Origin of the sequence: Mycolicibacter longobardus (genome assembly GCF_002102265.1) — a bacterium.
GTDB lineage: Bacteria > Actinomycetota > Actinomycetes > Mycobacteriales > Mycobacteriaceae > Mycobacterium > Mycobacterium longobardum.
Map to the genome: position 1 here is coordinate 74,544 of NZ_LQPG01000018.1, position 23,798 is coordinate 98,341.

Here is a 23,798-nt window from a genome sequence, read left to right on the forward strand (position 1 = left end):
AACCTGTGATGCGGACGACGAGGAGGGCGGAGGCTAAATGGCCACATCGGAGACGACATCGGGGCAGTCCGGCGAACTCGTCGACTACGAAACCGTCGACGACGGGCGCATCGCCCGGATCTGGCTGAACCGTCCGGAGGCCCACAACGCGCAGAACCGCACCCTGCTGGTGCAGCTCGACGAAGCGTTCTGCCGGGCCGAGGCCGACGACACCGTGCGGGTGGTGATCCTGGCGGCACGCGGTAAGAACTTCTCCGCCGGCCATGACCTGGGCTCGGAGGCGGCCCTGGCCGAACGCCGGCCCGGGCCCACGCAGCATCCGAGTTTCGCCGGCAACGGCGGTACCCGGGAGCCGGTGGTGGAGAAGACCTACCTGCAGGAGTGGCACTACTACTTCTCGAACACCTGTCGCTGGCGGGAGCTGCGCAAGATCACCATCGCGCAGGTGCAGGGCAACGCCATCTCTGCGGCGTTGATGCTGATCTGGGCGTGCGATCTGATTGTCGCCGCCGACAATGCGCGGTTCTCCGACGTGGTCGGGGTGCGCCTGGGCATGCCGGGCGTCGAGTACTACGCGCATCCCTGGGAATTCGGGCCCCGCAAGGCCAAGGAGCTGTTGCTGACCGGTGATTCGCTGGATGCCGACGAGGCTTACCGGCTGGGCATGGTCTCCAAAGTCTTCGCCGCCGACGAGCTGGCCGACAAAACGCTGGAGTTCGCCCGCCGTATCGCCGAGCTGCCGACCATGGCCGCCCTGCTGATCAAGGATTCGGTGAACGCCGCCGCCGACGCGATGGGGTTCTCCGAGGCGCTGCGGCACGGCTTCCACATCCATCAGCTGGGTCACGCGCATTGGGCAGCGCACAACGACAACAAGTTCCCGATCGCGCTGCCGCCGGAGGTGCCGGACTGGCGCACCGCCGGGCCCACCGACCTGGCTCGCCGCGATCAGCCATAGCGGCCCGTCGCTACTGCCGAACGTGGTTCCATAGGTAGAACACGTTCCAGTTTTGATGTGAGGGGTCGGTGTGACGCTTTCGTCCCGGATTTCGTTCGAAGACCGCAGCTACCTGGTCACCGGAGGTGGTAGCGGCATCGGTAAGGCAGTGGCGGCCGGCCTGGCCGCCGCCGGAGCCGACGTGCTGATCGTGGGTCGGGGAGCCGAGCGGCTGGCCGCGGTGGCCGCCGAGATCGGCGACTCGGTTCGTCACCTGCCGACCGACATCACCGACGAAGACAGTGTGATCGCCGCCGTCGCCGCGGCCGAGGGCGAACACGGCCGGCTGCACGGAGTGGTGCACTGCGCGGGAGGTTCGGAGACCATCGGGCCGATCACCCAGATCGATTCCGCGGCCTGGCGGCGCACCGTGGACCTCAACGTCAACGGCACCATGTACGTGCTCAAGCACGCCGGACGGGCACTGGTGCGTGGTGGCGGCGGCTCGTTCGTCGGCATCTCCTCGATCGCCGCCAGCAACACCCACCGCTGGTTCGGCGCCTACGGCCCGACCAAGTCGGCGCTGGACCACTTGATGAAACTGGCCGCCGATGAACTGGGTGGCTCCTGGGTGCGGGTCAACAGCGTCCGACCGGGCCTGATTCGCACCGAGTTGGTTGCACCGATCCTGGACTCGCCCGAGTTGAGCGAGGACTACCGCATCTGCACGCCGCTGCCCCGGCCCGGTGAGGTCGACGACGTCGCCGACCTGGCGCTGTTCCTGCTCAGCGACGCGGCCGCGTATATCACCGGGCAGGTCATCAACGTCGACGGCGGGCAGATGCTGCGCCGCGGGCCGGACTTCTCGTCGATGCTGGAGCCGGCGTTCGGGGCCGACGGCCTGCGCGGCGTGGTCGCGGATTAGTCGTGGGCGTTTATGCGGTCACCGGGTCGGCATCCGGGATGGGACGGCAGGCAGCGGAGAAGTTGCGGGCGGCCGGCCACACCGTGATCGGGGTCGACCTGCGCGACGCCGAAGTGATCGCGGACCTGTCGAGCGCGGGCGGGCGCGCGGCAGGCGCCGAGGCGGTGCTGGCGGCGTGCGAGGGCCGCCTAGACGGGGCGGTGCTGGCCGCCGGCATCGGACCCACTCCGGGGGCGACGCAGCTGATCCTGCAGATCAACTACTTCGGGGTCATCGACCTGCTGGAGGCGTGGCGACCGGCGCTGGCCGCATCCGGTGCCGCCAAAGTCGTGGTTGTGGCCAGCAATTCGACCACCACCGTGCCGGCGGTGCCGCGGTCCGCGGTGCGGGCACTGCTGGCCGGCAAAGCGGCCAAGGCGGTGCGCCGGCTGCGACTGTTCGGTCCGGGTGCGCCGACGTTGGCGTACGCGGCGTCCAAGATCGCGGTGTCGCGCTGGGTGCGCCGGTACGCGGTTGAACCGTCCTGGGCGGGGGCGGGTATCCGGCTCAACGCCCTAGCTCCGGGTGCGATCATGACGCCGCTGCTGGAAAAGCAGCTCGCCACCCCGGGGCAGGCGGCGGGAGTCCGCAGTTTTCCGGTGCCGGTGGGCGGTTTCGGCGACCCCGGTCAACTGGCGGACTGGATGCTGTTCATGCTCTCGGATGCCGCTGAGTTCCTCTGCGGCAGTGTCATCTTCGTCGACGGCGGTACGGACGCCTACGTCCGTGCTGACGACTGGCCGCGCGCTCTCGGGCTGTCCGGGGTGCCGCGCTATCTGACGAGGTTGCGGTCCTTCAAGAGGACTTAGCGGACTCAGGCGGACGGGCGGGTGTCGGCCAAAACCGTTCGGACCGAGAAGTCTTGTCGTGGTTAAAAGTTTGTTGCGTACCGACCAGAAAGTCGACGTCAACCACTTAACTCCGCCGGTCCCGGGTCTCGCTGAGTGGACGAACACTGGCCGCCGGGTTCGAAGCTGGCGATACTGACAGCTATGGCCGCCCCCACCGATGCTGGACTGGAACCGATCGGCGCTGTCCACCGCACCCGCATCGGCCGGGAAGCCACCGAGCCGATGCGTGAGGACATCCGGCTGCTTGGTGCGATTCTCGGCGACACGGTCCGCGAGCAGAACGGCGACGAGATATTCGGGCTGGTCGAACGGGCTCGGGTGGCGTCGTTTCAGGTGCGCCGCTCGGAGCTCGACCGCACCGAGGTGGCGCGCATGTTCGCCGGCATCGACATCCACGAGGCGATTCCGGTCATCCGGGCGTTCAGCCACTTCGCGCTGCTGGCCAATCTCGCCGAAGACATCCACCGGGAGCGGCGCCGCGCCATCCACGTGGCCGCCGCGGAACCGCCGCAGGACAGCAGTCTGGCCGCGACCTACCTGAAGTTGGACGCCGCAGAACTGGATTCGGCCGCCGTGGCCGACGCGCTGACGGATGCCCTGGTCGCTCCCGTGATCACCGCCCATCCGACCGAGACACGCCGTCGCACGGTGTTCGCCACCCAGCACCGGATCGGTGAGTTGATGTGGCTGCGTTGCGAGGGCCGCACCAAGACCGATGACGGTCGTGACCTCGAAACCGAGCTACGGCGCCAGGTGCTGATGCTGTGGCAGACGGCATTGGTCCGGGTGTCGCGGCTGCAGATCTCCGACGAGATCGAGTTGGGTCTGCGCTACTACCCGGCGGCGTTCTTCGACGTGATCCCGAAGATCAACGCCGAAGTGCGGACGGCGTTGCGTGCTCGCTGGCCCGGCGCGAACCTGTTGGACGAACCCATTCTGCGGCCCGGCTCCTGGATAGGCGGGGACCGCGACGGTAACCCCAACGTGACCGGCGACGTGGTGCGGTTGGCCACCGGCAGCGCCGCGTATACGGCGCTGGCGCACTACCTCACCGAGTTGACCGCGCTGGAGCAGGAGTTGTCGATGTCGGCGCGGCTGGTCGGCGTCAGCCCCGGATTGGCCGCGCTGGCCGAAGCCGACCAGGAGCCGGCCCGCGCTGACGAGCCCTACCGACGGGCACTGCGGGTGATCCGGGCGCGACTCACCGCGACCGCAGCCGAGATCCTGGACCACCGGCCACCGAATGGACTGGACCTGGGATTGCCGCGCTATGTCGCACCCGGTGAGCTGTGGGCCGACCTGGACACCGTCGACACGTCGCTGCGGGAGCACGGCGGCACGCTGTTGGCCGACGACCGGCTCGCCCAGCTACGGGAGGCCGCGCACGTGTTCGGCTTCCACCTCTGCGGCCTGGACATGCGGCAGAACTCCGACGTGCACGAGCAGGTGGTCGGCGAGCTGCTGGCCTGGGCCGGGGTGCATCCCGACTATGCCTCGCTGGACGAAGACGACCGGGTCGCGGTGCTCGTCGGCGAGCTCGGCACCCGCCGGCCGCTGCTCAGCGAGCGCGCCGCTCTGTCAGAGCTCGCGCACGGCGAGTTGGCGGTCATCGAGGCCGCCGCCCACGCGGTGGATCGCTACGGGCAGGCGGCGGTGCCCAACTACGTGATCTCGATGTGCCGGTCGGTGTCGGACTTCTTGGAGGCGGCGATCCTGCTCAAGGAGACCGGCCTGCTGGACGCCTCAGGATCGACGCCGTACTGCCCGGTCGGCATCGTGCCGCTGTTCGAGACGATCGACGATCTGCGCCGCGGCGCGTCGATCCTCGGGGCGGCGCTGGAGATCCCGGCATATCGGGCCATCGTGGCCGCCCGCGGCGACAACCAGGAGGTGATGCTGGGCTACTCCGACTCCAACAAAGACGGCGGGTATCTGGCCGCCAACTGGGCGCTGTACCGCGCCGAACTCGACATCGTCGAGACCTCCCGCAGGGCCGGGATCCGGTTGCGGTTCTTCCACGGTCGGGGCGGCACCGTCGGCCGGGGAGGTGGCCCCAGCTATCAGGCGATTCTGGCCCAGCCTCCGGGCGCGGTGAACGGATCACTGCGGCTCACCGAGCAGGGCGAGGTGATCGCCGCCAAGTACGCCGAGCCGCGGATGGCGCGCCGGAACCTGGAGAGCCTGGTGGCGGCGACCCTGGAGGGCACCCTGCTGGATGTGGAGGGTCTCGGTGATGCCGCGGCCCCGGCGTATGCGGTGCTCGACGACCTGGCCGTCCGCGCCCAGCGTGCCTACGTCGAATTGGTCCATGAGACACCGGGCTTCGTCGACTACTTTCTGGCGTCCACGCCGGTCGGCGAGATCGGCGCGATGAACATCGGTAGCAGGCCCACCTCGCGCAAACCCACCTCGTCGATCGCGGACCTGCGTGCCATCCCCTGGGTGCTGGCCTGGAGTCAGTCGCGGGTGATGCTGCCCGGTTGGTATGGCACCGGTTCGGCGCTGCAGGAGTGGATCACCGCGGGCCCGGAAAGCGAAGCCGACCGCCTGGCGACACTGCACGACCTGTATCGGCGTTGGCCGTTCTTCACCACCGTGTTGTCGAATATGGCGCAGGTCCTGGCGAAGTCGGACCTGGGCCTGGCGGCGCATTACGCGGAGCTGGTTCCCGATGAAACGTTGCGGCGCACCGTGTTCGACAAGATCGTCGCGGAGCACCAGCGGACCATCACCATGTACCTGCGGATCACTGGCTACGACGATCTGCTGGCCGACAACCCGGCACTGGCGCGGTCGGTGTTCAACCGCTTCCCTTATCTGGAACCGCTGAACCACCTTCAGGTGGAGTTGCTGCGGCGCTACCGTGCCGGCGACGACGACGAGCTGGTGCGGCGCGGCATCCTGCTGACGATGAACGGACTGGCCAGCGCCCTGCGCAACAGCGGCTGATCACGGCTGCGGGCGAATTGGGCGGAATCGGCCCGACCGAAAAATTTCGATCCCACTGGGCGGGACGACAGCTTTTTCTTACTTCGCTATCAGTTAGCGTCCGGGATGGCCGTGATTTCGGTCACACCGCGCTAAGAAGGAGGCCTGAACAATGCTTCGATTCGCCACCCGTCCCTGGATCACCGTCGGCGTTGCCGCCGTCGGTGCCGGGCTGATTTCCGCCGCTCCGGCGACGGTGCCGCTACCCGGTGTCCAGCTGGCCGATATTCAGCTCACCGCTACCGACATCATCATCGACTTCACCCGGCATGGGGAATCGACCGACAACGCCAGCCACATCATCGGCACCATGCCGCCCGGTGCGCACCTCACCGCGCTGGGGCAGCAACAGGCCGAGGGCCTCATCGACCCGCTGAACCCCAAGTACCTCGGGGGTAACGACTACGACGGGCTGTTCGCGTCGTGGTTGGTCCGAACCCAGGAGACCGCGGCGCCGCTGGCCGACTACCTGGGCATGGACGTGCAACACCTGGCCGGGCTCAACGAGGTCAACGCCGGCATCTTCGAGGGCATCCAACAGGGCCAGGTCAGCGCACCCGCGTACCTGCTGGCCCCGATGCTGTGGACGCTGGGGCTGTACTCCGTGCCACAGCTCGGTGCCACCGACTTCAACGGTATGGCGTTCCAGTCCCGTGTCGACGAGGCCGTCCAGGCGATGTACGACGTGAGCAGCGCCGAGGACGCTTTCGGCCGCAGTGCGGCGTTCTCGCACGGCGCCACGATGATGATGTGGACGATCATGAACGTCGACAACCCCACCCCGTGGCTCTGGATGACGAACCCGCTGTCCAACACCGACCAGGTGGTGATCGAGGGCAACCCCACCGACGGCTGGACGCTGCTCAGCTGGGACGGGATCGAGCAGGACCTGACCCCAAGCCTGATGACGCAGCTGTTCGTCGCCACCCGCGACCTGATCGTCGCGCCGCAGATGGCGATGTTCAACATCCAGGCGGGCATGGTGGACTCCCTGCAATCGCAGGATCCGTCCGACTGGTTGACTGCGGCGCAGGCCGGCTTCAACGACGTCCTCCAGACGACGATGAACTACCCCACTGAGGTGCTCGGGGCCATCGAGAGCTACCTCGCCGGCGACATCGAGCTCGGTTGGGATGAGTGGGCGCAGGGCATCGCGATCATGAGCGGGTTCCTCGAAAGCACCGTCACGGGCATCTGGGACAGCCTGGTCCCGGCCTAGGTCCGGCGACGATGCGGGCGAGGGACGAGCCGGCTGAGGAGTCGGACGATCGAGCCTGAGTCCGGCGACGATGCGGGCGAGGGACGAGCCGGCTGAGGAGTCGGACGATCGAGCCTGAGTCGGGGGCATGTTGGCTCTGCGCCCACCGCACAACGGGTGGGCGCAGAGCTAACGAGCAGCGGTGATGGTCACCGGGATCCCGTTGACCGCACCGTTGCCCGACGGCTCGTCGACGAACGTGGGCGGCGCCAGGATGTTGTTGTTCACCCCCGGCGAGCTGTTGGCCACCGCCATGCGGGTACCGGCTTTGCCGTGACCCCAGCCGTGGGGCATCGACACCACGCCGGGCTTGATCGCATCGGTGACCTCGACCGGAACCTCGAGGCGTCCGGTGGCCGACGCGACGACGACGCTGTCCCCGGTGCGCAGGGTGCGCACCGCCGCGTCGTCGGGGTGGATCAGCAGCGTGCAGCGGTCCTTACCCTTCATCAGCGGTCCGACATTGTGCATCCAGGAGTTGTTCGACCGCAGATGGCGACGGCTGACCAGGACCAATTCGTCGGGCCGGCGATCCAACCGCGCGGCCAGCCGCGGCAGGTCGTCGAGTAGATACTGCGGTGCCAGCCGGACCTTCGCCTCCGGGGTGCTCAGGACACCGGGCAGTTGCGGAACCATCGGTCCGAAGTCGATGCCGTTCGGATGGGCCTTGACCTGATCCAGCGTCAGCCCGCCGGGATTCTCGCCGTAGCGGTCACCGAACGGCCCGGTGCGCAGCGTCAGGTCGAGGATCCGTTCCGGGCCGCCGCTGTCGTAGTGCTTGCGGATGTCGGCTCCGGTCAAGTCCTGCAGATAGCACAAGACGTCGAAGAAGCCGTCGTCGAGTGCGGCGACGTCGACGTCCTCGGCGGGTGTGCCGGTGCACAGGCCGGTCAACCGGATCAGGATCTCCCATTCGCCGGGACGGTCGGGGTCGCACGGGTGAAACACCGGCGGTGAATAGTTGGTCACGCTGCTGACCGCGAACTGCAGCAGCAGGTCGTCGTGATGCGGCTGCTCCAACGGCGACAGGCCGGGCAGGATCACATCGGCGTGCCGCGTCGTCTCGTTGAGCCAGCAGTCCACCGAGATCATCGCCTCCAGCGTCGGCAACACCGCATCGAGGTCGTGGCCGGCCGGACTGGACAGCACCGGGTTGCCCGCGACGGTGATCAGCGCCTTGACCTGGCCCTCACCCGGGGTGGCGATCTCCTCGGCCAGGCAGGACACCGGGGTCTGGCCGAGGACCTCCTTGGCGCCGCGGACCCGGGTACGCCACCGGCCGAACTCCGACCGGCCTCCTTCCAATCCGGGCAGCTGCCGGGTGGTCAGCGACCACGCCGTCGCGCGCGGGAACATCGCGCCGCCCGGGGTGTCGAAATGCCCGGTGAGGATGTTGACCACGTCGACGAGCCAGCTGGCGAGACTGCCGAATTCCTGGGTGCACAACCCGATTCGGCCGTACACCACCGCGCGATCGGCGCCGGCCAACTGCCGTGCCAACCGGCGAATCCGTTCGGCGTCGATTCCCGTTGCCGGGGCCACTCGCTGTGGCGACCAGTCCGCCGCGACCGCCCGCATGGTGTCGATACCGTCGATATACTCCCCGGCGGCGCCCAACCGGACCAGGTCTTCGTCGAACAGGGTGTGGATCACGGCGAGGAGCAGGGCGGCGTCGGTGCCGGGCGTGATCGGCAGCCATTCGTCGGCCTTGGCGGCGGTCGCGGTGCGGACCGGGTCGATGACGATCACGGTGCCGCGGCTGCGGATGTCACCGATGATCGCGTTGATGTTGGGTGCGGCCAGCAGCGAACCCTGCGACACCGCGGGGTTGGCGCCCATGATCACCAGCAGGTCGGTGCGCTGGATATCCGGCACCGGGATGGTCCACCAGCCGCCGTACATCAGGTGCGAGGTCAGGTTTTTGGGCCACTGGTCCACGGTTCCCGACGAGTAGCTGGTCGGGATGCCGGACATTCCGAGCAGCAGCCCGATATAGCGGCCCAGGGAGAACGTGTGCGCTGTCGGATTGCCCACATAGGAGCTCACGGCCGCGATGCCGTATCGGGAGATCACCGGTTGCAGGAGTTCGGTGCAGCGGCGGAATGCGGTGTCCCAGCTGACTTCGCGCCACTGGCCGTCCACCTTGATCATCGGCTTCCGGATCCGATCCGGGTCGTCGTGGAGCGCTCCCAGGGAGACGCCCTTGGGGCAGAGGTGTCCGCGGCTCCAGACGTCGTCCTGGTTGCCGCGGATCCGCGAGACTCGACCGCCGTCCACTTGAATTTCCAAGCCGCACATTGCCTCACAGAGCGGACAGGTGAGGAGGTGCCGACCGTCTTCGCCGGTGCCGGCGAGTTGTCCAGGCGTCATGTCGCGATGCTAGGAGATCCGCGACCGCGTCGGCGGCTGTCGTCCCGCTGAGCGGGCAAGGCGGGGTGTCCGCCCAGGTACCGGGTCCTCACGAGTGTCTCACTGGTCGGGATCAGGAGGACGAATCGTCGAGGGACGGCGTTACGTTCCCACCACATACCGCGGTGCGAACGGAGTAGATGGTGAAGCGACTGACCGGCATGGACGCCTTCTTCCTGTCGATGGAAGGCACCCGGTGGCCTCAGCACACCGTCGGGCTGATGATCCTCGATCCCAGCGACACACCGGGATTCAGCTACCACACCGTGCGCAACCACCTGCAGAGCCGGCTGCCCTACCTGCCGCAGTTTCGCCGGCGGATTCAGGAGGTGCCGTTTCAGCTGGACCGACCGGTGTGGGTCGACGACCCCCACTTCTACCTGGATGCCCACATCCATCACATCGCGCTGCCCGCACCCGGCGGCGAGCGGGAGCTGGCAGGGGTGGTCAGCGAGATCCTGGCCCGCCCGCTGAACCGGAACCAGCCGCTGTGGGAGAGCTGGTTTGTCGAGGGCCTGGCCGCGGGTCGGGTCGCGTTCATCACCAAGACGCACCACTCCATGGTCGACGGCATCTCGGGTGCCGGGCTCTCCGACGTGCTGTGTGACCTGGGCCCGGTGCCGGTCGATCCGCCGGACAAACTGCGCGACGAGCAACCGCAACCCAAGCGGGCCGGCCTCGAGCTGTTCGCCCGCGGTGCGCTGTCGCCGGTGCTGTCGGTGCCGAAGGTGGTCAGCTTCGTGCGAGGGACGGTGAGCGGAGCGGTCGCCACCGTCGCCAACCAACGACGCAGCGATCCGCCGCCCCGCCCGTTGAGCGCACCCAAGACCGCGCTCAACGGCGTGATCGGTCCCCGCCGGGATTTCGCCTACTGCTCGCTGAGCCTGAATGACGTCAAAACGGTCAAGAACCACTTCGACGTCAAGCTCAACGACGTGATCCTCAATGTGATGGCCGGAGCGCTGCGCGGCTATCTGGTCAAGCGCGACCAGCTGCCGGAGCAGCCCATCCTGGCGACCGTGCCGATGTCCACCCGGGCGGCCGACGACACCGAGATGGGCAATCTGGTGCACCCGATGGCGGCCTCGCTGGCCACCGATATCGACGACCCGGTGGCGAGGTTGTCCGCGATTCATCGCGGCATGAACACCGCAAAGGAACTGGCCGAGGAGGCGGTGAAGCGACAGTCGGTCGGACTCACCGAAATTGCGCCGCCGTTGCTGATGTCGCTGGTGTTCCGCGGTTACCGGGCAGCGAAGCTGGAGCAACGAATGCCGTTGAACACCAATCTGATCGTGTCCAACGTGCCCGGTCCACCGGTCCAGCTCTACCTGGCCGGCGCGCGCATCGATCACATCTTCCCGGTCGGCCCGTTGGCCGCCGGCATGGGAATGAACGTCACCGTGATGAGCTACCGGGATGTTGTCGACGTCGGCGTACAGGTCGACCCCGCGCTGGTGGATGACCCGTGGGAGTTGACCGCGTGTGCCGCCGACGAGCTGGAGAAGCTGGTGGCGGCCACCCGGCCCAAACGCGGCGGCAGACGAAGTAGTTCCACCCGGCGATGACGTCGCCCGCAGGCCGGCCGCCCCGCCGAAACCGGCGCTGGGACGATCCCTTCCGTTCTTTCGACGCGGTGAATTCGTTCCTGTCGTCGGTCGGGCTGCCCTCGATCAGTGCCGGTGCCGCGGCCCCCTACCGAAGTTGGTTCACCACGCTGCAACGGCAACTTGTGGGCCGAGAGGTCACGGCGCGCGTCGGCGACCATGAGCTGACCTTGACCATCACCGAGTTCGATTCGCCGCTGGACCCGCGGGGACTGGCGGTCGGTCAGTTCGGCGAGGTCCGGGTTGCGGCCCGGGAGATCAGCTGGGATTCCTACGGCCTGGATGAGGTCTCCGCGGTCCTGCAGAACGTGCACGTCCGGCCCGGGATGCCTGCGGTGCTGGTGGCGGCACCGGCCGCCGTCTCCGGGGTGTTCCCGCCGGGCGTCGTCGACGCTGTGTTGCACCGGGCCGTGCCCTGGCTGCACGGCGAGCTGCGACCGGACGGGTCGGCATGGCTGCGCTGGGCGCGGCGGCCGCACTGGGGAGCGCTGCGCGTCGACGTTTCGGCGGCGGGCTCCGCGGTGTGGTTCACGGCGCGTGCGCTGCAGATCGGCCGCCGGTCTTGGGCGCTGCCGGCCTGGATTCCGGCGTTTCCGGTGCGCATTCCCGAGCTGCCGAAGGGGCTGACGCTCACCGATATCGACATCGGCACCGGCACGCTGCGCTGGTGCGGGCTGCTGCCGCAGTGGCGGATCGAATTGCCTCAGTTGGATGACCTGCTCAAGTACGTCAGCGGACGGACGGGGCTGTTGAACCTGCCCTGGATACGCGGCTTCTGAGGCGGAGCGAATCACCTGTCCGCTCACCGGGACAAAGCCTCGCTGCCGGTTGTGGCGGGTTGCACCATCGAGGTTGTTGGTTGCTCGTACCCGACAGACAAGGATGACCATGACCGGTCAGGTGCTCGACAACATCATGGTGATCGCCGATCAACTTCGCGATCAGGCGTCCGAGGCCGAACTCCTCGGCCGGCTGCCCGATGAGACCGCGAAGGCGCTCAAGATGGCCGGCACGATGAAGCTGTTGCAGCCCGGTGCCTACGGCGGGTTCGAAGCCCACCCGCGGGAGTTCGCCGAGACGGTGATGGCGGTGGCGTCGCTGGACGGGGCAGCCGGCTGGGTGTGCGGTGTCGTGGGCGTACATCCGTGGCAGCTGGGCTTCGCCGACCCCAAGGTGCAGCAGGAGGTGTGGGGCGCCGACGACAACACCTGGATGGCATCGCCGTACGCGCCCACCGGGATCGCGATCCCAACGGATGGCGGCTACCGGTTCAGCGGCCGCTGGCAGTTCAGCTCCGGCACGGATCACTGCGACTGGATCTTCCTCGGCGCCATGCTCGGCGACGCCGACGGCAACGTCGCCCTGCCGCCCACCATGCTGCACATGATCCTGCCCCGCCGGGACTACACCATCGTGGAAGACTCGTGGGACGTGGTCGGGCTCAAGGGAACCGGCTCCAAAGACATCATCGTGCGCGACGCGTTCGTCCCCGACTATCGGGTGATGAACGGCGATCACGTGATCGACGGGACCGCGCAGCAGCAGGCCGGAGTCACCAAGACGCTGTACAAGATGCCGTGGTCGACCATGTTCCCGCTCGGGATCAGCTCCGCGGTGATCGGCATCGCCGAGGGCGCGCTGGCCGCGCACCTGGACTATCAGCGCGACCGGGTCGGCGCGCAGGGTACCGCCGTCAAAGACGACCCGTATGTTCTCTACGGGATCGGCGAAGCCGCCGCCGACATCAACGCCGCCCGCCAAGAGATTCTGGCCAACGTCGACAGGATCTGGGACATCGTCGAATCCGGACGCGAGGTCTCCTTCGAGGACCGGGCCATCGGCCGGCGCACCCAGATCCGCGCGGCCTGGCGTGCGGTGATGGCTGTCGACCAGATTCGCCCGTTCCGGCGGCAATGCGCTGCGGATGGACAAGCCGCTGCAACGGTTCTGGCGAGACGCGCATGCCGGCCTCAACCACGCCATTCACGTGCCCAGCACCGTCTACCACGCCTCGGCGCTGTCGTCGCTGGGCATCGAGCCGGCTGAACCACTGCGGAAGATGATCTGACGTCCGAACTTTGACCCGAACCGGCTAGAGAAAGCAGCGAGATGCCAACACAGATGCGCGCCATGGTGATCGACGGCTTCGGCGGTCCCGAGGTGCTGCGCGACGCCACCGTCGAACGGCCGATCGCCCGGCCGGGCAATGTCGTGATCCAGGTCGGCCACTGCGGCGTGAACCCGGCCGACTGGAAGGCCCGCGAGGGCTGGCTGTCCAGCTTCTTCGACTATCAGTTCCCGTTCGTGCTCGGTTTCGACGCCGCCGGCGTGGTCGCCGAGATCGGTGAGGGCGTGACCGGGCTGGCGGTCGGGGACCGCGTCGTGACCTCCTCCAACCAGGGGCTCGGTGAGCGCGGCACCTACGCCGAGTTCGTGGCCTCCGACGCCGACCGGGTGGTCAAGCTGCCGGATCACATTGCGTTCTCGCACGCCGCGGCCATTCCGACCGCGGCGGTCACCGCCTACGAAGCGGTGATGGACGTGGGTCAGGCCGGTCCGGGCAAGCTGGTGCTCGTCCACGGCGGTGCCGGCGGGACCGGCAGCTTCGCGATCCAGATCGCCGCGGTCGCCGGGGCACGGGTGGCGACGACGTGCAGCCCGCGCAACGCAGACTATGTTCGCGGTCTCGGCGCCGAACTGGCCATCGACTACCACACTCAGGACGTCGTCGAAGCGACCCGGGCGTGGGCGCCGGAGGGAGTGGACCTCGTCGTCGACACGGTCGGGCAGGGAACGCTGACAGACGCGATCGAGGCAGTGCGGCGCGGCGGCATCGTCGCCCCCATCGCCACCCTCATCGGCGATGAGCCGCAGTGTGATCCGGGCCGTGCCGCCGAACTCGGCGTCTCGGTGGTGCCCACCATGTCCAATCATCTGCGGCAGGGCCGGCAGCTGCGAGCGCTGGTCGAGCTGATGGCCGACGGCCGGCTCGTCGCACCGGAGATCACCACGCTGCCGCTCGACCAGGTCGCCGACGCACACCGCCGTATCCAGGACGGCCACGTCCGGGGCAAGATCGTGCTGGCGGTCAACGAGGGACTCGGGCAGTGAATTCGAAGGCGCCCATCTGGGTTCTCGACGAGATCACCGTCCGCCCCGGGAAGGGGCCGGCATTTCTGGCCGACTATCTGGAGCACTACGTGCCGCTGGTCCGGCGGTGTGGGCTGACGCTGGCTCACCGGCTGGTCGAGCCGGCCATGTGGCTGGACGACGAACCCAACCGGATGCTGTTCCTATGGTCCGCGCCCGACCCGGAAACGATCTGGCGAGCCAAGCACACCCTGCGTCAGGACCCGGAGGTCCTGGCATGGTGGCAGGTGCAAGCTCCGCCGATGATCGAGTGTCGCCGGCGTGCGACATTGGCCGAAGCCGGTGCGCTGGGTGTGTTCGCCGATGTATAGCCGTCTGGACGTCATCACGCTGGCCGGCGCCGGCCCGGACGAAGCGCTGAGCGAGTTGCGTCGAGTGGCCGCAGATCTGCCTGGCCTGCGTGGCGCGCTGATCGCGCCAACTCTCGACGGCGCCTACAACGGTGGCGACGTGATCATGCGGCTCACCTTCGACGGGGAGGCCGCTGCGCAGCGGGCGGCGGCCAGCGATGCCGGCCGGACCGTTGATGCCCTGCTCGGTGACCCGGCATGGGTCTCCCGCGTCGATCACGTCGGCTTTGCGGCCAACGCTGCGGGCGGCCCGAGCCGTGGGGGAGGGGTCTATCGGGTCGCCTTGTTCTGCGCGAATGTGCGACCCACCGCCGAGCGGCTGGAGACCTTCGCCCGGCATACCGTTCTGATGCCGAATCATGTGCGCTCGATTGGCCGTTGGCAGCTGTCTGAACCCCGCGAGGCAACGGGCACCCGAAACTGGACTCATGTCTGGGAACAGGAATACGCGGACCTGTCCGGGCTGCTGGGCGCCTACATGATGCACCCGGTTCATTGGGCGCACGTCGAGCGCTGGTTCGATCCCGAATACCCCGAATGGCTGGTCGACACGGAGCTGGTCCATACCTTCTGTGCCATCGAAGAACCGGCCATCCTCGCCTGAGGAGGAACGCGGAAACTGCTACTGCTCAATGAGATTGGATCTTATGGATGTCGATCCGACAACCGAGCGATAGCCTCGATACGAGGACGAAAGGGAGATGTGATGACAAGCCAGGACACGCTTGATCGCTACGTCGTGATCTCGACGGACACTCACGCGGGGGCGGACCTGCACGACTACAAGCCCTACTTGCCGGCGCGCCTGCACGACGAGTTCGATGACTGGGCGCAGGCCTACGTCAGTCCGTTCGACGACCTGGTCACCGCCACCGCCGAACGCAATTGGGATCACGATCTCCGGATCGCCGACATGGATGCCGACGGCGTGGCCGCCGAAGTGCTGCTGCCCAACACCGTTCCGCCGTTCTTTCCGGCCACCCCGAACATCACCATCACCCTGCCGCGCACTCGCGCCGAGTTCGAGCAACGGTGGGCCGGCGTGCAGGCCCACAATCGTTGGCAGATCGACTTCTGCTCGCTGGCGCCGGCACGCCGCCGCGGGTTGATCCAGATATTCCCCAATGACATTGACGCGGCGCTGGACGAAATCCGTTGGGGTAGCGAGCATGACTGCTTCGGCGGGGTGCTGCTGCCCGCGGTTTCGCCCGGTGATCCAGACGTCGCACCGCTCTTCCACACCCGCTACGAGCCGATCTGGCAACTGTGCGCGGACCTGGACCTGACCGTGGTGCAGCACGCGGGTGCCGGTAGCCCGATGATGCCGATGGACCAACCCGCGTCCAACGCGGTGTTGATCACCGAGATGGCGATGTGGGCGCAACGGACGCTGGGGCATCTGATCCTGGCCGGGGTGTTCGAACGGCATCCGACCCTGCGGTTTGTGCCGACCGAGCAGGGCACCCTGTGGGTGCAGCAGCAGTTGGCGACCCTCGATGCCATGGTGCCGGTCATGAAGACCGCGGCCGGCAACCGGACCTACGGGATGTTCGGTGGATCATCGGTCGATGAGCTGACCCTGACCCCGAGCCAGTACACGCAGCGCAACTGTTATCTGGCGAGTGAACTGACGCCGTACGAGTCGCCGATGATCGATTTCATGGGGGCGGACCACATGATGTGGGGCAGCGATTACCCGCACGAGGAGGGTTTCGCGCCGGATTCCAAGCTGGCCATCCGCTGGGCGCTGCATGACAGAAGTCCCGATGACTGCCGCAAGATACTGGGCGGCAACGCTGCTCGACTGTACCGGTTCGACCTCGATGTGCTGGCGCCGATCGCGGCGGAGGTCGGTCCCACGGTGACCGAGGTGCACACGCCGTTGCCGGACACCGGCTATCGCGCCCCGGCCGCGTTCGCCTACCGGCCGTTCGAGGGCGGACTGGCGCTGAAACGTCTTGCCCCCAAGCGAGATTAGCAGTACGGAGGATCCATTGTGCGGGTGTTAGTCACCGGTGGTACCGGGTTCGTGGGTGGGTGGACCGCAAAGGCGATCGTCGATGCGGGACACCAGGTGCGCCTTCTGGTGCGCAATCCCGCCCGGCTGCAGACCAGCGTCGCAACCCTCGGCGTGGACGTATCCGACTACGCCGTCGGCGACATCGCCGACGGTGAATCCGTGGGTCGGGCGCTAGACGGGTGCGACGCCGTGGTGCACAGTGCGGCGCTGGTCGGGACCGATCCGAAGCAGGCCGAGCAGATGATGACCACCAATCTGCAGGGAGCCCGCAATGTCCTCGGCGGCGCAGTCGGCCGGGGCCTGGATCCGATCGTGCATGTCTCAAGCATTACCGCGCTGTTCCGCCCGGGGCTGCAGACATTTCACGCCGACCTGCCCGTGGGTGAGGCCACCGACGGCTACGGCCGCTCGAAGGCTCAGGTTGAGGAATATGCCCGGAGTCTGCAGGACGCGGGCGCACCGGTGAGCATCACCTATCCCGGGATGGTGCTCGGGCCGCCGGCCGGAGATCAGTTCGGTGAGGCCGCCGAAGGGGTGCGGGGCGCGCTGCAGGTGCGGTCGCTTCCCGGGCGCAGCGCCGCCTGGCTGGTGGTCGACGTACGCGATCTGGCCACCCTGCATGCCGCGCTGCTGGAACCCGGACAAGGCCCGCGCCGCTACACCGCGGGTGGTCGGCGGCTGGCCGTGCGCGAGCTGGCCGCCATGCTCAGCGACGTCTCGGGACAGACCCTGTACGCCGTTCCGCTGCCGGATGTCATGTTGCGCGTCGCCGGGCGCCTGCTCGATCAGGTAGGTCGGGTTCTGCCGCTCAACTCCGCATTCACCGAGGCCGGAATGCGCTACTACACCGGCATGCCCGCATCCGACGACGCGCCGAGCGAACAGGATCTCGGCGTGGTCTACCGCGATCCGCGTGAAACCCTGGCTGCCACCTTCGCCGGACTTCGCGCGCTGACAGCCGATCGGTAAGCAATGCGCGCGAACCTCGACCCTGAAATCGCCGAACTCCTACCGGTCCTCAACGCGGGATTCCCCCGTGTCGAGACGATGACCGGTTCGCAGGCGCGGGCGGCAGTACGCGCTCGCCTGCAGTTGCCCACCGAGCCGGAGCCCGTCGGACGTGTCGAGGACCGCACACTGCAGGGGCCGGCCGGCGAAATCCCGGTCCGAATCTATTGGCCTGCAACGGCCGCCGATGCCGTGCTGCCGGCGGTGGTGTTCGCGCACGGCGGTGGATTCGTGTTCTGCGATCTGGACTCCCACGACGGGCTCTGTCGGGCCATGGCGAACGGGATTGGCGCCGTGGTGGTGTCGGTTGGCTACCGGCTGGCGCCGGAGGCGCGCTGGCCGGCGGCCGCCGATGACGTGTATGCCGTCACCGCCTGGGTGGCGAGCAACGCCGAGCAGTTGAGTGCGGACCCGGGCCGGCTGGTTATCGCCGGGGACAGCGCCGGCGGGAATCTGGCCGCGGTCACCGCGGTGATGGCGCGCGACCGCGGTGGGCCGGACATCGCTTGTCAGGCACTGATCTACCCGGTGATCGCCGCCGACTTCACCACGGCGTCCTACCAGCGATTCGGGAAAGGCTTCTACAACACCGTCGCCGCCATGGCCTGGTACTGGGACCAATATCTGCCCAGTGCCGCAGATCGCGGCCACCGCTACGCCTCGCCGATCCAGGACGTGCGTGCCGGGCTGCCGCCGGCCGTGGTGCTCACCGCGGGCTGCGACCCGCTGTGCTCTGAAGGTGAGGCCTACGCGGAAGCGTTGGCGGCCGCGGGGATTGCGACCACCCACCGTAACTATCCGGGCGCCATCCATGGGTTTCTGACGATGCCGACGCTGCAGCTGGCGCAGCGGGCCCGGCAGACGCTGTGGGCCGACATCGTGGAAATCCTGGCGGCACCGTTGTGATCTGGGCGATAGCGGCGCGGCGGGCGGCGACTCCGGCCGCGTACCGCTCAGCGAGACTCCCAGTTGAACGGCCCCGCCGTGCTTCGCACACTTGACCCACTGACCGTTCAGGGGAGAGCAATCGTGTCGCCAGTCATCAGTCTCGCCGAGGCGTCCGGACGCGCGGCCGCGGCAACTTCGTTGTGGCGGGCTGAGCGACTGTGCCGTCCCATCGAGCCGCTGCACAATGCGTCTCCGGACCTGAATATCGATGACGCGTATGCGATTCAGCGGCGCAACATCGCGCGCAGAGTCGATGCCGGCTCCGCGATCTGCGGGTACAAGGTGGGGCTGGCCTCCCCGGTCATGCAGCAGATGATGGGGGTGTACGAGCCGTGCTACGGACACCTGCTCACCGACATGATGGCCGACGACGGCGATACGGTGAAGCTGTGCGGACGGTACCAGCCCCGTATCGAGGTCGAGGTCGCGTTCGTGCTGGGCGACAAACTGCCCGGAATCCGTTGCACTGAACGTGATGTGCTCCGAGCCACCGACTACGTCACCGCAGCGATCGAGGTGATCGACACCCGCATCCAGGACTGGCGCATCGGTATCGTCGACGCGATCGCCGACAACGCGTGTGCCGCGCGATTCGTGCTGGGTTGGCAGGGTTGCCCGCCGTGGGCCTTGGACCTGGCGGACGTCGACGCGGTGCTCTACTCCGGTCACCCCGGACGCGAGGTGATCGTCACCCGCGGCAACACCGGTATGGTGCAAGGCAATCCGGCCTCGGCAGTGGCCTGGCTGGCTCGGGCCCTCGCACGGTCCGGGGTGCGGCTTGAGGCCGGAGACACCATCTTGTCCGGCGCGTGCACTCAAGCCTTCGACGTCGGCGTGGGTGATCGATTTCGTGCTGGATTAGCCGGCATCGGAGCGGTTTCAGTCGAGTTCTGGTGAACTGCCGGGTGTCCGGAACTAACAGCCGGCTGGTCAGAGACGAGTAGAAACCAGATGTCGCGTCTACTCGCAGCCGCGACAGGCTGCGGTAGCTGATCAGCCAGCGCCCAGCGACCAGGCGATACTCTTCGACCATTGCTTGGTGTCCATCACGTGCAGCCGTTTGGCGAACACCGACTTGATCGCCTCGATCGCCGTCAGCGCCTTAGGCCTCGATGACGTCGAATCCCTTGTATCCGGCCTCGGCGACCCCGGCAATGATCTGGCCGTACACGCCGAATCCTCCGATGAAGGGCATGAAGACCCGAGGACGACCCGGGATGTTGGCTCCCAGGTACCACGAGTTCGCCTGTGTCATAAGGGTTCCCTCCGCACGCTGCGAGCATTCCGCGCCCCACTCGGCGGCTGCGTCGGCGCGCGCCTCCAGTGCGATCGAGTCGTGGTCGGCAAGGTATTTGATGGCCTCGGCGATCCAGTCGACGTGCAGCTCGGAATGCAGCACCATGTTCGCCAACACCGAGGGGCTGCCGGGACCGGTGAGGTTGAACAGATTGGGGAAGCCTGGAATCCCCAATCCCAGATAGGTGTTCGGCCCTTCGCGCCAGGCTTCATTGAGGGTCTGCCCGTCGCGCCCCACGATCCGCAGCTTGTCGACCGATCCGGTCATCGCGTCGAAGCCGGTGGCAAACACCAGGGCGTCCAATTCGTAGTACGCGTCGGCGGTGTGCACACTGCCGGCGTCGATCCGTTCGATCGGGGTGGCCCGCAGGTTCACCAGGGACACGTTGTCGCGGTTGAAGGTCTGGAAGTAGTTCGAGTCGGTGCAGATCCGCTTGGTGCCGATCGGGTGGTCCTTGGGGATCAGCAGCTCTGCCGTCGCCGGGTCCTCGATGACGGCGCGCACCTTTTCCTCCCAGAACACCCGCGCGGTGTCGTTGGCCTCGATGCTGGTGGTCTGGTCGGCGAACGTCTTGGCGAACAGCACACCGCCCAGCTGCCAGCGCTTCTCGTAGGCCTCCCGCAACTCCTCGGCGGAGGCTTCGACCGCCAACTTCGGATGGGGCCGGTGCGGTGAACCGCCGCCGCTCTCCATCGACAGCCGTCGGCGCTCGTCGTAGCCGGCCTTCTGGGCGGCCCGGGTGGCGTCATCGAGGGGGATGTTTCCGGCCGGCACGCTGTAGTTCGGGGTGCGCTGGAACACGGTCAGGTGCGCGGCCTGTTCCGCGATGGGCGGAATCACCTGAATGCCGGAGGATCCGGTGCCGATCACGCCGACCCGCTTGCCGGTGAAGTCAACACCGTCGTGCGGCCAGCGTCCGGTGTGATAAACCTGCCCGCCAAAGGTGTCCAGTCCGTCGATCGCCGGGATGTTCGCGTTCGACAGCGGGCCCACCGCCAGCACACAGAACTTGGCCGACACCACGTCGCCGGCGTCGGTGCGAACCTCCCAGCGCAGCGTGGTCTCGTCGAGGACCATCTCGGTGACCCGAGTGCCGAACTTGATGTTGCGCCTCAGGTCGAAGCGGTCCGCGACGTGGTTGAGGTACTCGAGAATCTCGGGCTGGGTGGCGTACTTCTCGGTCCAGTTCCATTCCTGCTGCAGGTCGTCGTCGAACGAGTACGAGTAGTCGACGCTTTCCACGTCGCAACGCGCGCCGGGGTAGCGGTTCCAGTACCAGACGCCGCCCACACCGTCGGCGGCCTCGAACGCCTGCACCGACAGCCGGTCGCGACGGAAGCGGTGTATCGCGTAGAGGCCGCCGAAGCCGGCACCGATCACTACGACATCAACGGAGGTGACCATGAACGCAAAGTACCGGCGCCGTCGGGGTCTGGAACAGGGTTTGTCCCGCTAGGCGGGAATTGAAGTGGGCGTGGTTGGCCGGTGTGGTTGTGTGCACTAGGCCAGACCGGCGATGTCAGACCGGCCCAGACCAGCCCAGACCAGCCTTGAAGAGGAGATTGTTGCCATGAAACCGGATTCGGACCGACTCTCCGCCGTGGTTGCCGTGGTCACCGGCGGCGCTCGCGGGCTCGGTGCGGCATTCGCCCGCCGCATCGTCGGGTTGGGCGGCAAGGTGGTGATCGCCGACCTGCTCGACGATGAGGGTGCCGAGCTGGCCCGGGATCTCGGTTCGGCTGCGCGCTACACACACCTGGATGTCACCGACACCGCGCAGTGGGCGGACGTGGTCTCCTACGCGAGCGCGGAATTCGGCGCCGTCAACGGCCTGGTCAACAACGCCGGCATCGCGACCGGTCAGTTCATCGAGCATGAGCCCGTCGACCACTTCCGCACCGTGCTGGAGATCAACCTGGTCGGCGTGTTCAACGGCATTCAGGCCGTCATCGCCCCGATGCGGACCGCCGGCGGCGGTTCGATCGTGAACATCTCCTCGGCGGCCGGTCTGATGGGCCTGCCGCTCACCGCCGGTTACGGAGCCTCCAAGTGGGGCGTGCGGGGGTTGACGAAGATCGCCGCGGTGGAACTCGGCACCGACCGGATCAGGGTCAACTCGGTGCACCCCGGCATGACCTACACCCCGATGACCGCCGAAGTCGGCATCCAACTCGGTGAGGGCAACTATCCCAACACCCCGATGGGGCGGGTCGGTGTTCCCGACGAGATCGCCGGTGCGGTCACCTACCTGCTGTCAGACGATGCCGCCTACGTCACCGGCGCCGAGATCGCGGTCGACGGCGGCTGGACTGCCGGGCCGACGGTCAAGTACGCGATGGGCCAATGAGATGAACAGGCTGGCGGACAACCGGATCTTGGTGACGGGTGCCGCATCGGGCATCGGCCAGGCCACCGTGCTGCGGCTGCTCGGTGAGGGTGCCGCCGTGGTGGGGGCGGACGTTGCCCACGATGGGCTGGAGAAGACCCGGGCGCAGGCTCGGGCGCACGGCACCGAGGGCCGGCTCACCACACTCGAGATGAACATCGGCGACGAGGGTTCCGTCGTCGACGGCGTACGCAGTGTCGTCGACACCCTGGGCGGCCTGGACTCTGTGGTCAACGCAGCGGGGATCCTGCGGGCGTCACACACCCACGAGACGAGCCTGGCGGATTGGAATCAGATCATCACCGTCAACCTCACCGGCACCTTCCTGGTGATCCGGGAGGCGCTGCCCGCACTGCTGGCGAACCCGCGCAGCGTGATCGTGAACTTCAGTTCCACGTCGGCATCGTTTGCGCATCCCTACATGACGGCGTATTCGGCCAGCAAGGGCGGCATCCAGTCGTTGACGCACTCGCTGGCACTGGAATACGGCGGGCGGGGCCTGCGGGCGGTGTGTGTGGCTCCGGGCGGCATCAAGTCGGGAATCACCGACGCCACCGCCGGATACCTGCCGGCCGACGCCGACTGGGCACTGCTGGCCAAGCTCTCTCCGGTGCTGCCCACCACACTGACTGCTTCCAGTGGGGCGCCGATGGGTGATCCGTCGGCGGTCGCCAGTGTGGTGGCGATGCTGGTATCCGACGACGGCGCATACATCACCGGCACCGAAATCCGTGTCGACGGTGGCGCGCACGCTTAGCGTGGGGCCTATGGCAGCTGGTGGCCGTTCCGATCCGCCGACCTCGATGGTTGCCCGGGTCGCGTTGATCATGAACGTGTTCGAGCCCGGCGAGTGCCTGCGACTCGATCAAGTGGTGTCGCGTACCCAGCTGCCCCGGTCGTCGGTTCATCGCATCCTCAACCAGCTGCATTCGTCCGGGCTGCTGCGGCATCGCCCGGACGGATACGGCCTGGCAGCCTCCCCGCTGCCGGTCACCCGGATGGTCGAGTACTCCCAGCTGCGTGCCGTCGCCTCCCGCACACTCGAACGGCTGCACGCCGACACCGGATTGGTGGTCCACCTCGGTGTGCTGCTCGGCGGTGAAGTCGTGTACCTGGACAAGGTGGCCGGCCGCAGCGGAGTCGTGATGCCGACCCGGATCGCCGGCCGAACCCCAGCATATGCCAGCGCACTGGGCAAGACGATGCTCGCGCAGCTTCCGGCCGAGGAGGTCGACGCGGTGTTCAGCGGCCCGCTGACCCGACTCACCCGGACCACCATCGTCGACTTGGCCACCCTGCATCAGGAGCTGACCCGAATCCGGTCCCGCCACGGGCTGGCCTACGACAACGAGGAACTGGCGGTCGGCCTGTGCAGTATCGCCGCGCCGATCCGCACCGGCGAGGGCGAAGTGGCAGGTCTGTCGTTGACCGGTGCGCTGCCGATGCACCGGTTGCAGCGCACCGCGCCGTTCGTCATGCGCGCCGCCGGCCGCATCTCCCACCATCTGGGCCGAGCCGATCCCGAAGCGGCCGTGCGGGGTTCGCAGGCGCCGGTGAACGCAACCGACACCATGCTGTCCCGGGTGCTGCGCACCCTGACATCGGATGCGTGGGTCTAACGGGAA

General features: G+C 67.6%; 19 protein-coding genes and 1 pseudogene. 18 read left to right on the forward strand and 2 right to left on the reverse strand.

From position 1 onward, the window contains the following. The first annotated feature begins 37 nt into the window (after positions 1-37). The 5 genes from AWC16_RS10195 to AWC16_RS10215 all read left to right on the forward strand — a co-directional run bounded on the left by AWC16_RS10195 (position 38) and on the right by AWC16_RS10215 (position 6,959). Positions 38-958, forward strand: coding sequence for an enoyl-CoA hydratase (locus AWC16_RS10195; RefSeq protein WP_085264628.1), 921 nt, complete (start codon positions 38-40; stop codon positions 956-958). Between the two features lie 70 nt (positions 959-1,028). Further along, positions 1,029-1,862 (forward strand): SDR family oxidoreductase, encoded by an 834-nt coding sequence (locus AWC16_RS10200; RefSeq protein WP_085264629.1) that lies wholly within the window; start codon positions 1,029-1,031, stop codon positions 1,860-1,862. 2 nt (positions 1,863-1,864) lie between these two features. Next, positions 1,865-2,710 carry an SDR family oxidoreductase gene (locus AWC16_RS10205; RefSeq protein WP_085264630.1) on the forward strand — a complete coding sequence of 282 codons (846 nt, stop codon included), beginning with the start codon at positions 1,865-1,867 and terminating at the stop codon, positions 2,708-2,710. A 183-nt stretch (positions 2,711-2,893) separates the two neighbouring features. Further along, entirely contained in the window at positions 2,894-5,701 is a 2,808-nt protein-coding gene (gene ppc / locus AWC16_RS10210; RefSeq protein WP_085264742.1) for a phosphoenolpyruvate carboxylase, read from the forward strand. A 151-nt stretch (positions 5,702-5,852) separates the two neighbouring features. After that, positions 5,853-6,959 (forward strand): histidine phosphatase family protein, encoded by a 1,107-nt coding sequence (locus AWC16_RS10215; RefSeq protein ID WP_085264631.1) that lies wholly within the window; start codon positions 5,853-5,855, stop codon positions 6,957-6,959. A 168-nt stretch (positions 6,960-7,127) separates the two neighbouring features. On the opposite strand, the gene AWC16_RS10220 is transcribed toward AWC16_RS10215, so the two are convergent. Beyond that, complete coding sequence (locus AWC16_RS10220; protein WP_085264632.1) at positions 7,128-9,368, reverse strand: molybdopterin-dependent oxidoreductase; 2,241 nt, start codon at positions 9,366-9,368, stop codon at positions 7,128-7,130. Between the two features lie 182 nt (positions 9,369-9,550). Here AWC16_RS10220 and AWC16_RS10225 point away from each other — a divergent pair, with 182 nt between their 5' ends. The 10 genes and pseudogenes from AWC16_RS10225 (at position 9,551) to AWC16_RS10270 (ending at position 19,387) form a co-directional block, all read left to right on the forward strand. Next, entirely contained in the window at positions 9,551-10,975 is a 1,425-nt protein-coding gene (locus AWC16_RS10225) for a WS/DGAT/MGAT family O-acyltransferase (RefSeq protein WP_207572297.1), read from the forward strand. Positions 10,976-11,043: 68 nt separating this feature from the next. Next, positions 11,044-11,793: a hypothetical protein gene (locus tag AWC16_RS10230; protein ID WP_234812205.1), complete on the forward strand. Its 750-nt coding sequence runs from the start codon at positions 11,044-11,046 to the stop codon at positions 11,791-11,793. A gap of 109 nt (positions 11,794-11,902) precedes the next feature. Continuing rightward, positions 11,903-13,082: pseudogene (locus AWC16_RS10235) on the forward strand (acyl-CoA dehydrogenase family protein). A 41-nt stretch (positions 13,083-13,123) separates the two neighbouring features. Next, positions 13,124-14,125: a quinone oxidoreductase family protein gene (locus tag AWC16_RS10240; protein WP_085264634.1), complete on the forward strand. Its 1,002-nt coding sequence runs from the start codon at positions 13,124-13,126 to the stop codon at positions 14,123-14,125. Beyond that, a complete protein-coding gene (locus AWC16_RS10245; RefSeq protein ID WP_207572298.1) occupies positions 14,122-14,475 on the forward strand; it encodes a hypothetical protein in 354 nt (117 codons plus the stop codon). The genes AWC16_RS10240 and AWC16_RS10245 overlap by 4 nt, the downstream gene beginning before the upstream one ends. Further along, complete coding sequence (locus AWC16_RS10250; protein ID WP_085264635.1) at positions 14,468-15,118, forward strand: Dabb family protein; 651 nt, start codon at positions 14,468-14,470, stop codon at positions 15,116-15,118. Before AWC16_RS10245 ends, AWC16_RS10250 begins: the two co-directional genes overlap by 8 nt. Positions 15,119-15,220: 102 nt before the next feature. Then, complete coding sequence (locus AWC16_RS10255) at positions 15,221-16,492, forward strand: amidohydrolase family protein (protein ID WP_085264636.1); 1,272 nt, start codon at positions 15,221-15,223, stop codon at positions 16,490-16,492. Positions 16,493-16,510: 18 nt separating this feature from the next. Beyond that, positions 16,511-17,503: an NAD-dependent epimerase/dehydratase family protein gene (locus tag AWC16_RS10260; protein ID WP_085264637.1), complete on the forward strand. Its 993-nt coding sequence runs from the start codon at positions 16,511-16,513 to the stop codon at positions 17,501-17,503. Positions 17,504-17,506: 3 nt separating this feature from the next. Beyond that, positions 17,507-18,448 carry an alpha/beta hydrolase gene (locus tag AWC16_RS10265; protein WP_085264638.1) on the forward strand — a complete coding sequence of 314 codons (942 nt, stop codon included), beginning with the start codon at positions 17,507-17,509 and terminating at the stop codon, positions 18,446-18,448. 123 nt (positions 18,449-18,571) lie between these two features. After that, positions 18,572-19,387 (forward strand): 2-keto-4-pentenoate hydratase, encoded by an 816-nt coding sequence (locus AWC16_RS10270; RefSeq protein WP_234812206.1) that lies wholly within the window; start codon positions 18,572-18,574, stop codon positions 19,385-19,387. A 205-nt stretch (positions 19,388-19,592) separates the two neighbouring features. Here the strand turns inward: AWC16_RS10270 and AWC16_RS10280 are convergent, their stop codons facing one another. Continuing rightward, positions 19,593-21,191 carry a flavin-containing monooxygenase gene (locus AWC16_RS10280; RefSeq protein ID WP_085264639.1) on the reverse strand — a complete coding sequence of 533 codons (1,599 nt, stop codon included), beginning with the start codon at positions 21,189-21,191 and terminating at the stop codon, positions 19,593-19,595. Between the two features lie 166 nt (positions 21,192-21,357). Between AWC16_RS10280 and AWC16_RS10285 the strand changes: the two genes are divergently transcribed. Genes AWC16_RS10285 through AWC16_RS10295 form a run of 3 tightly spaced genes read left to right on the forward strand, consistent with a single transcriptional unit; the run spans position 21,358 to position 23,792 of the window. Then, complete coding sequence (locus AWC16_RS10285) at positions 21,358-22,134, forward strand: SDR family oxidoreductase (RefSeq protein ID WP_085264640.1); 777 nt, start codon at positions 21,358-21,360, stop codon at positions 22,132-22,134. 1 nt (position 22,135) lies between these two features. Further along, a complete protein-coding gene (locus tag AWC16_RS10290; protein ID WP_085264641.1) occupies positions 22,136-22,930 on the forward strand; it encodes an SDR family NAD(P)-dependent oxidoreductase in 795 nt (264 codons plus the stop codon). A 10-nt stretch (positions 22,931-22,940) separates the two neighbouring features. Beyond that, positions 22,941-23,792, forward strand: coding sequence for an IclR family transcriptional regulator (locus AWC16_RS10295; protein WP_234812207.1), 852 nt, complete (start codon positions 22,941-22,943; stop codon positions 23,790-23,792). Positions 23,793-23,798 lie beyond the last annotated feature (6 nt).

Excerpts from the sequence above, each read along its gene's own strand:
- AWC16_RS10285 (WP_085264640.1), top strand. The coding sequence starts at position 21,358 with ATGAAACCGGATTCGGACCGACTCTCCGCCGTGGTTGCCGTGGTCACC.
- AWC16_RS10195 (WP_085264628.1), top strand. The coding sequence starts at position 38 with ATGGCCACATCGGAGACGACATCGGGGCAGTCCGGCGAACTCGTCGAC.
- AWC16_RS10290 (WP_085264641.1), top strand. The coding sequence starts at position 22,136 with ATGAACAGGCTGGCGGACAACCGGATCTTGGTGACGGGTGCCGCATCG.
- AWC16_RS10220 (WP_085264632.1), bottom strand. The coding sequence starts at position 9,368 with ATGACGCCTGGACAACTCGCCGGCACCGGCGAAGACGGTCGGCACCTC.
- AWC16_RS10265 (WP_085264638.1), top strand. The coding sequence starts at position 17,507 with ATGCGCGCGAACCTCGACCCTGAAATCGCCGAACTCCTACCGGTCCTC.
- AWC16_RS10240 (WP_085264634.1), top strand. The coding sequence starts at position 13,124 with ATGCCAACACAGATGCGCGCCATGGTGATCGACGGCTTCGGCGGTCCC.
- AWC16_RS10280 (WP_085264639.1), bottom strand. The coding sequence starts at position 21,191 with ATGGTCACCTCCGTTGATGTCGTAGTGATCGGTGCCGGCTTCGGCGGC.
- ppc (WP_085264742.1), top strand. The coding sequence starts at position 2,894 with ATGGCCGCCCCCACCGATGCTGGACTGGAACCGATCGGCGCTGTCCAC.
- AWC16_RS10295 (WP_234812207.1), top strand. The coding sequence starts at position 22,941 with ATGGCAGCTGGTGGCCGTTCCGATCCGCCGACCTCGATGGTTGCCCGG.
- AWC16_RS10250 (WP_085264635.1), top strand. The coding sequence starts at position 14,468 with ATGTATAGCCGTCTGGACGTCATCACGCTGGCCGGCGCCGGCCCGGAC.
- AWC16_RS10255 (WP_085264636.1), top strand. The coding sequence starts at position 15,221 with ATGACAAGCCAGGACACGCTTGATCGCTACGTCGTGATCTCGACGGAC.
- AWC16_RS10215 (WP_085264631.1), top strand. The coding sequence starts at position 5,853 with ATGCTTCGATTCGCCACCCGTCCCTGGATCACCGTCGGCGTTGCCGCC.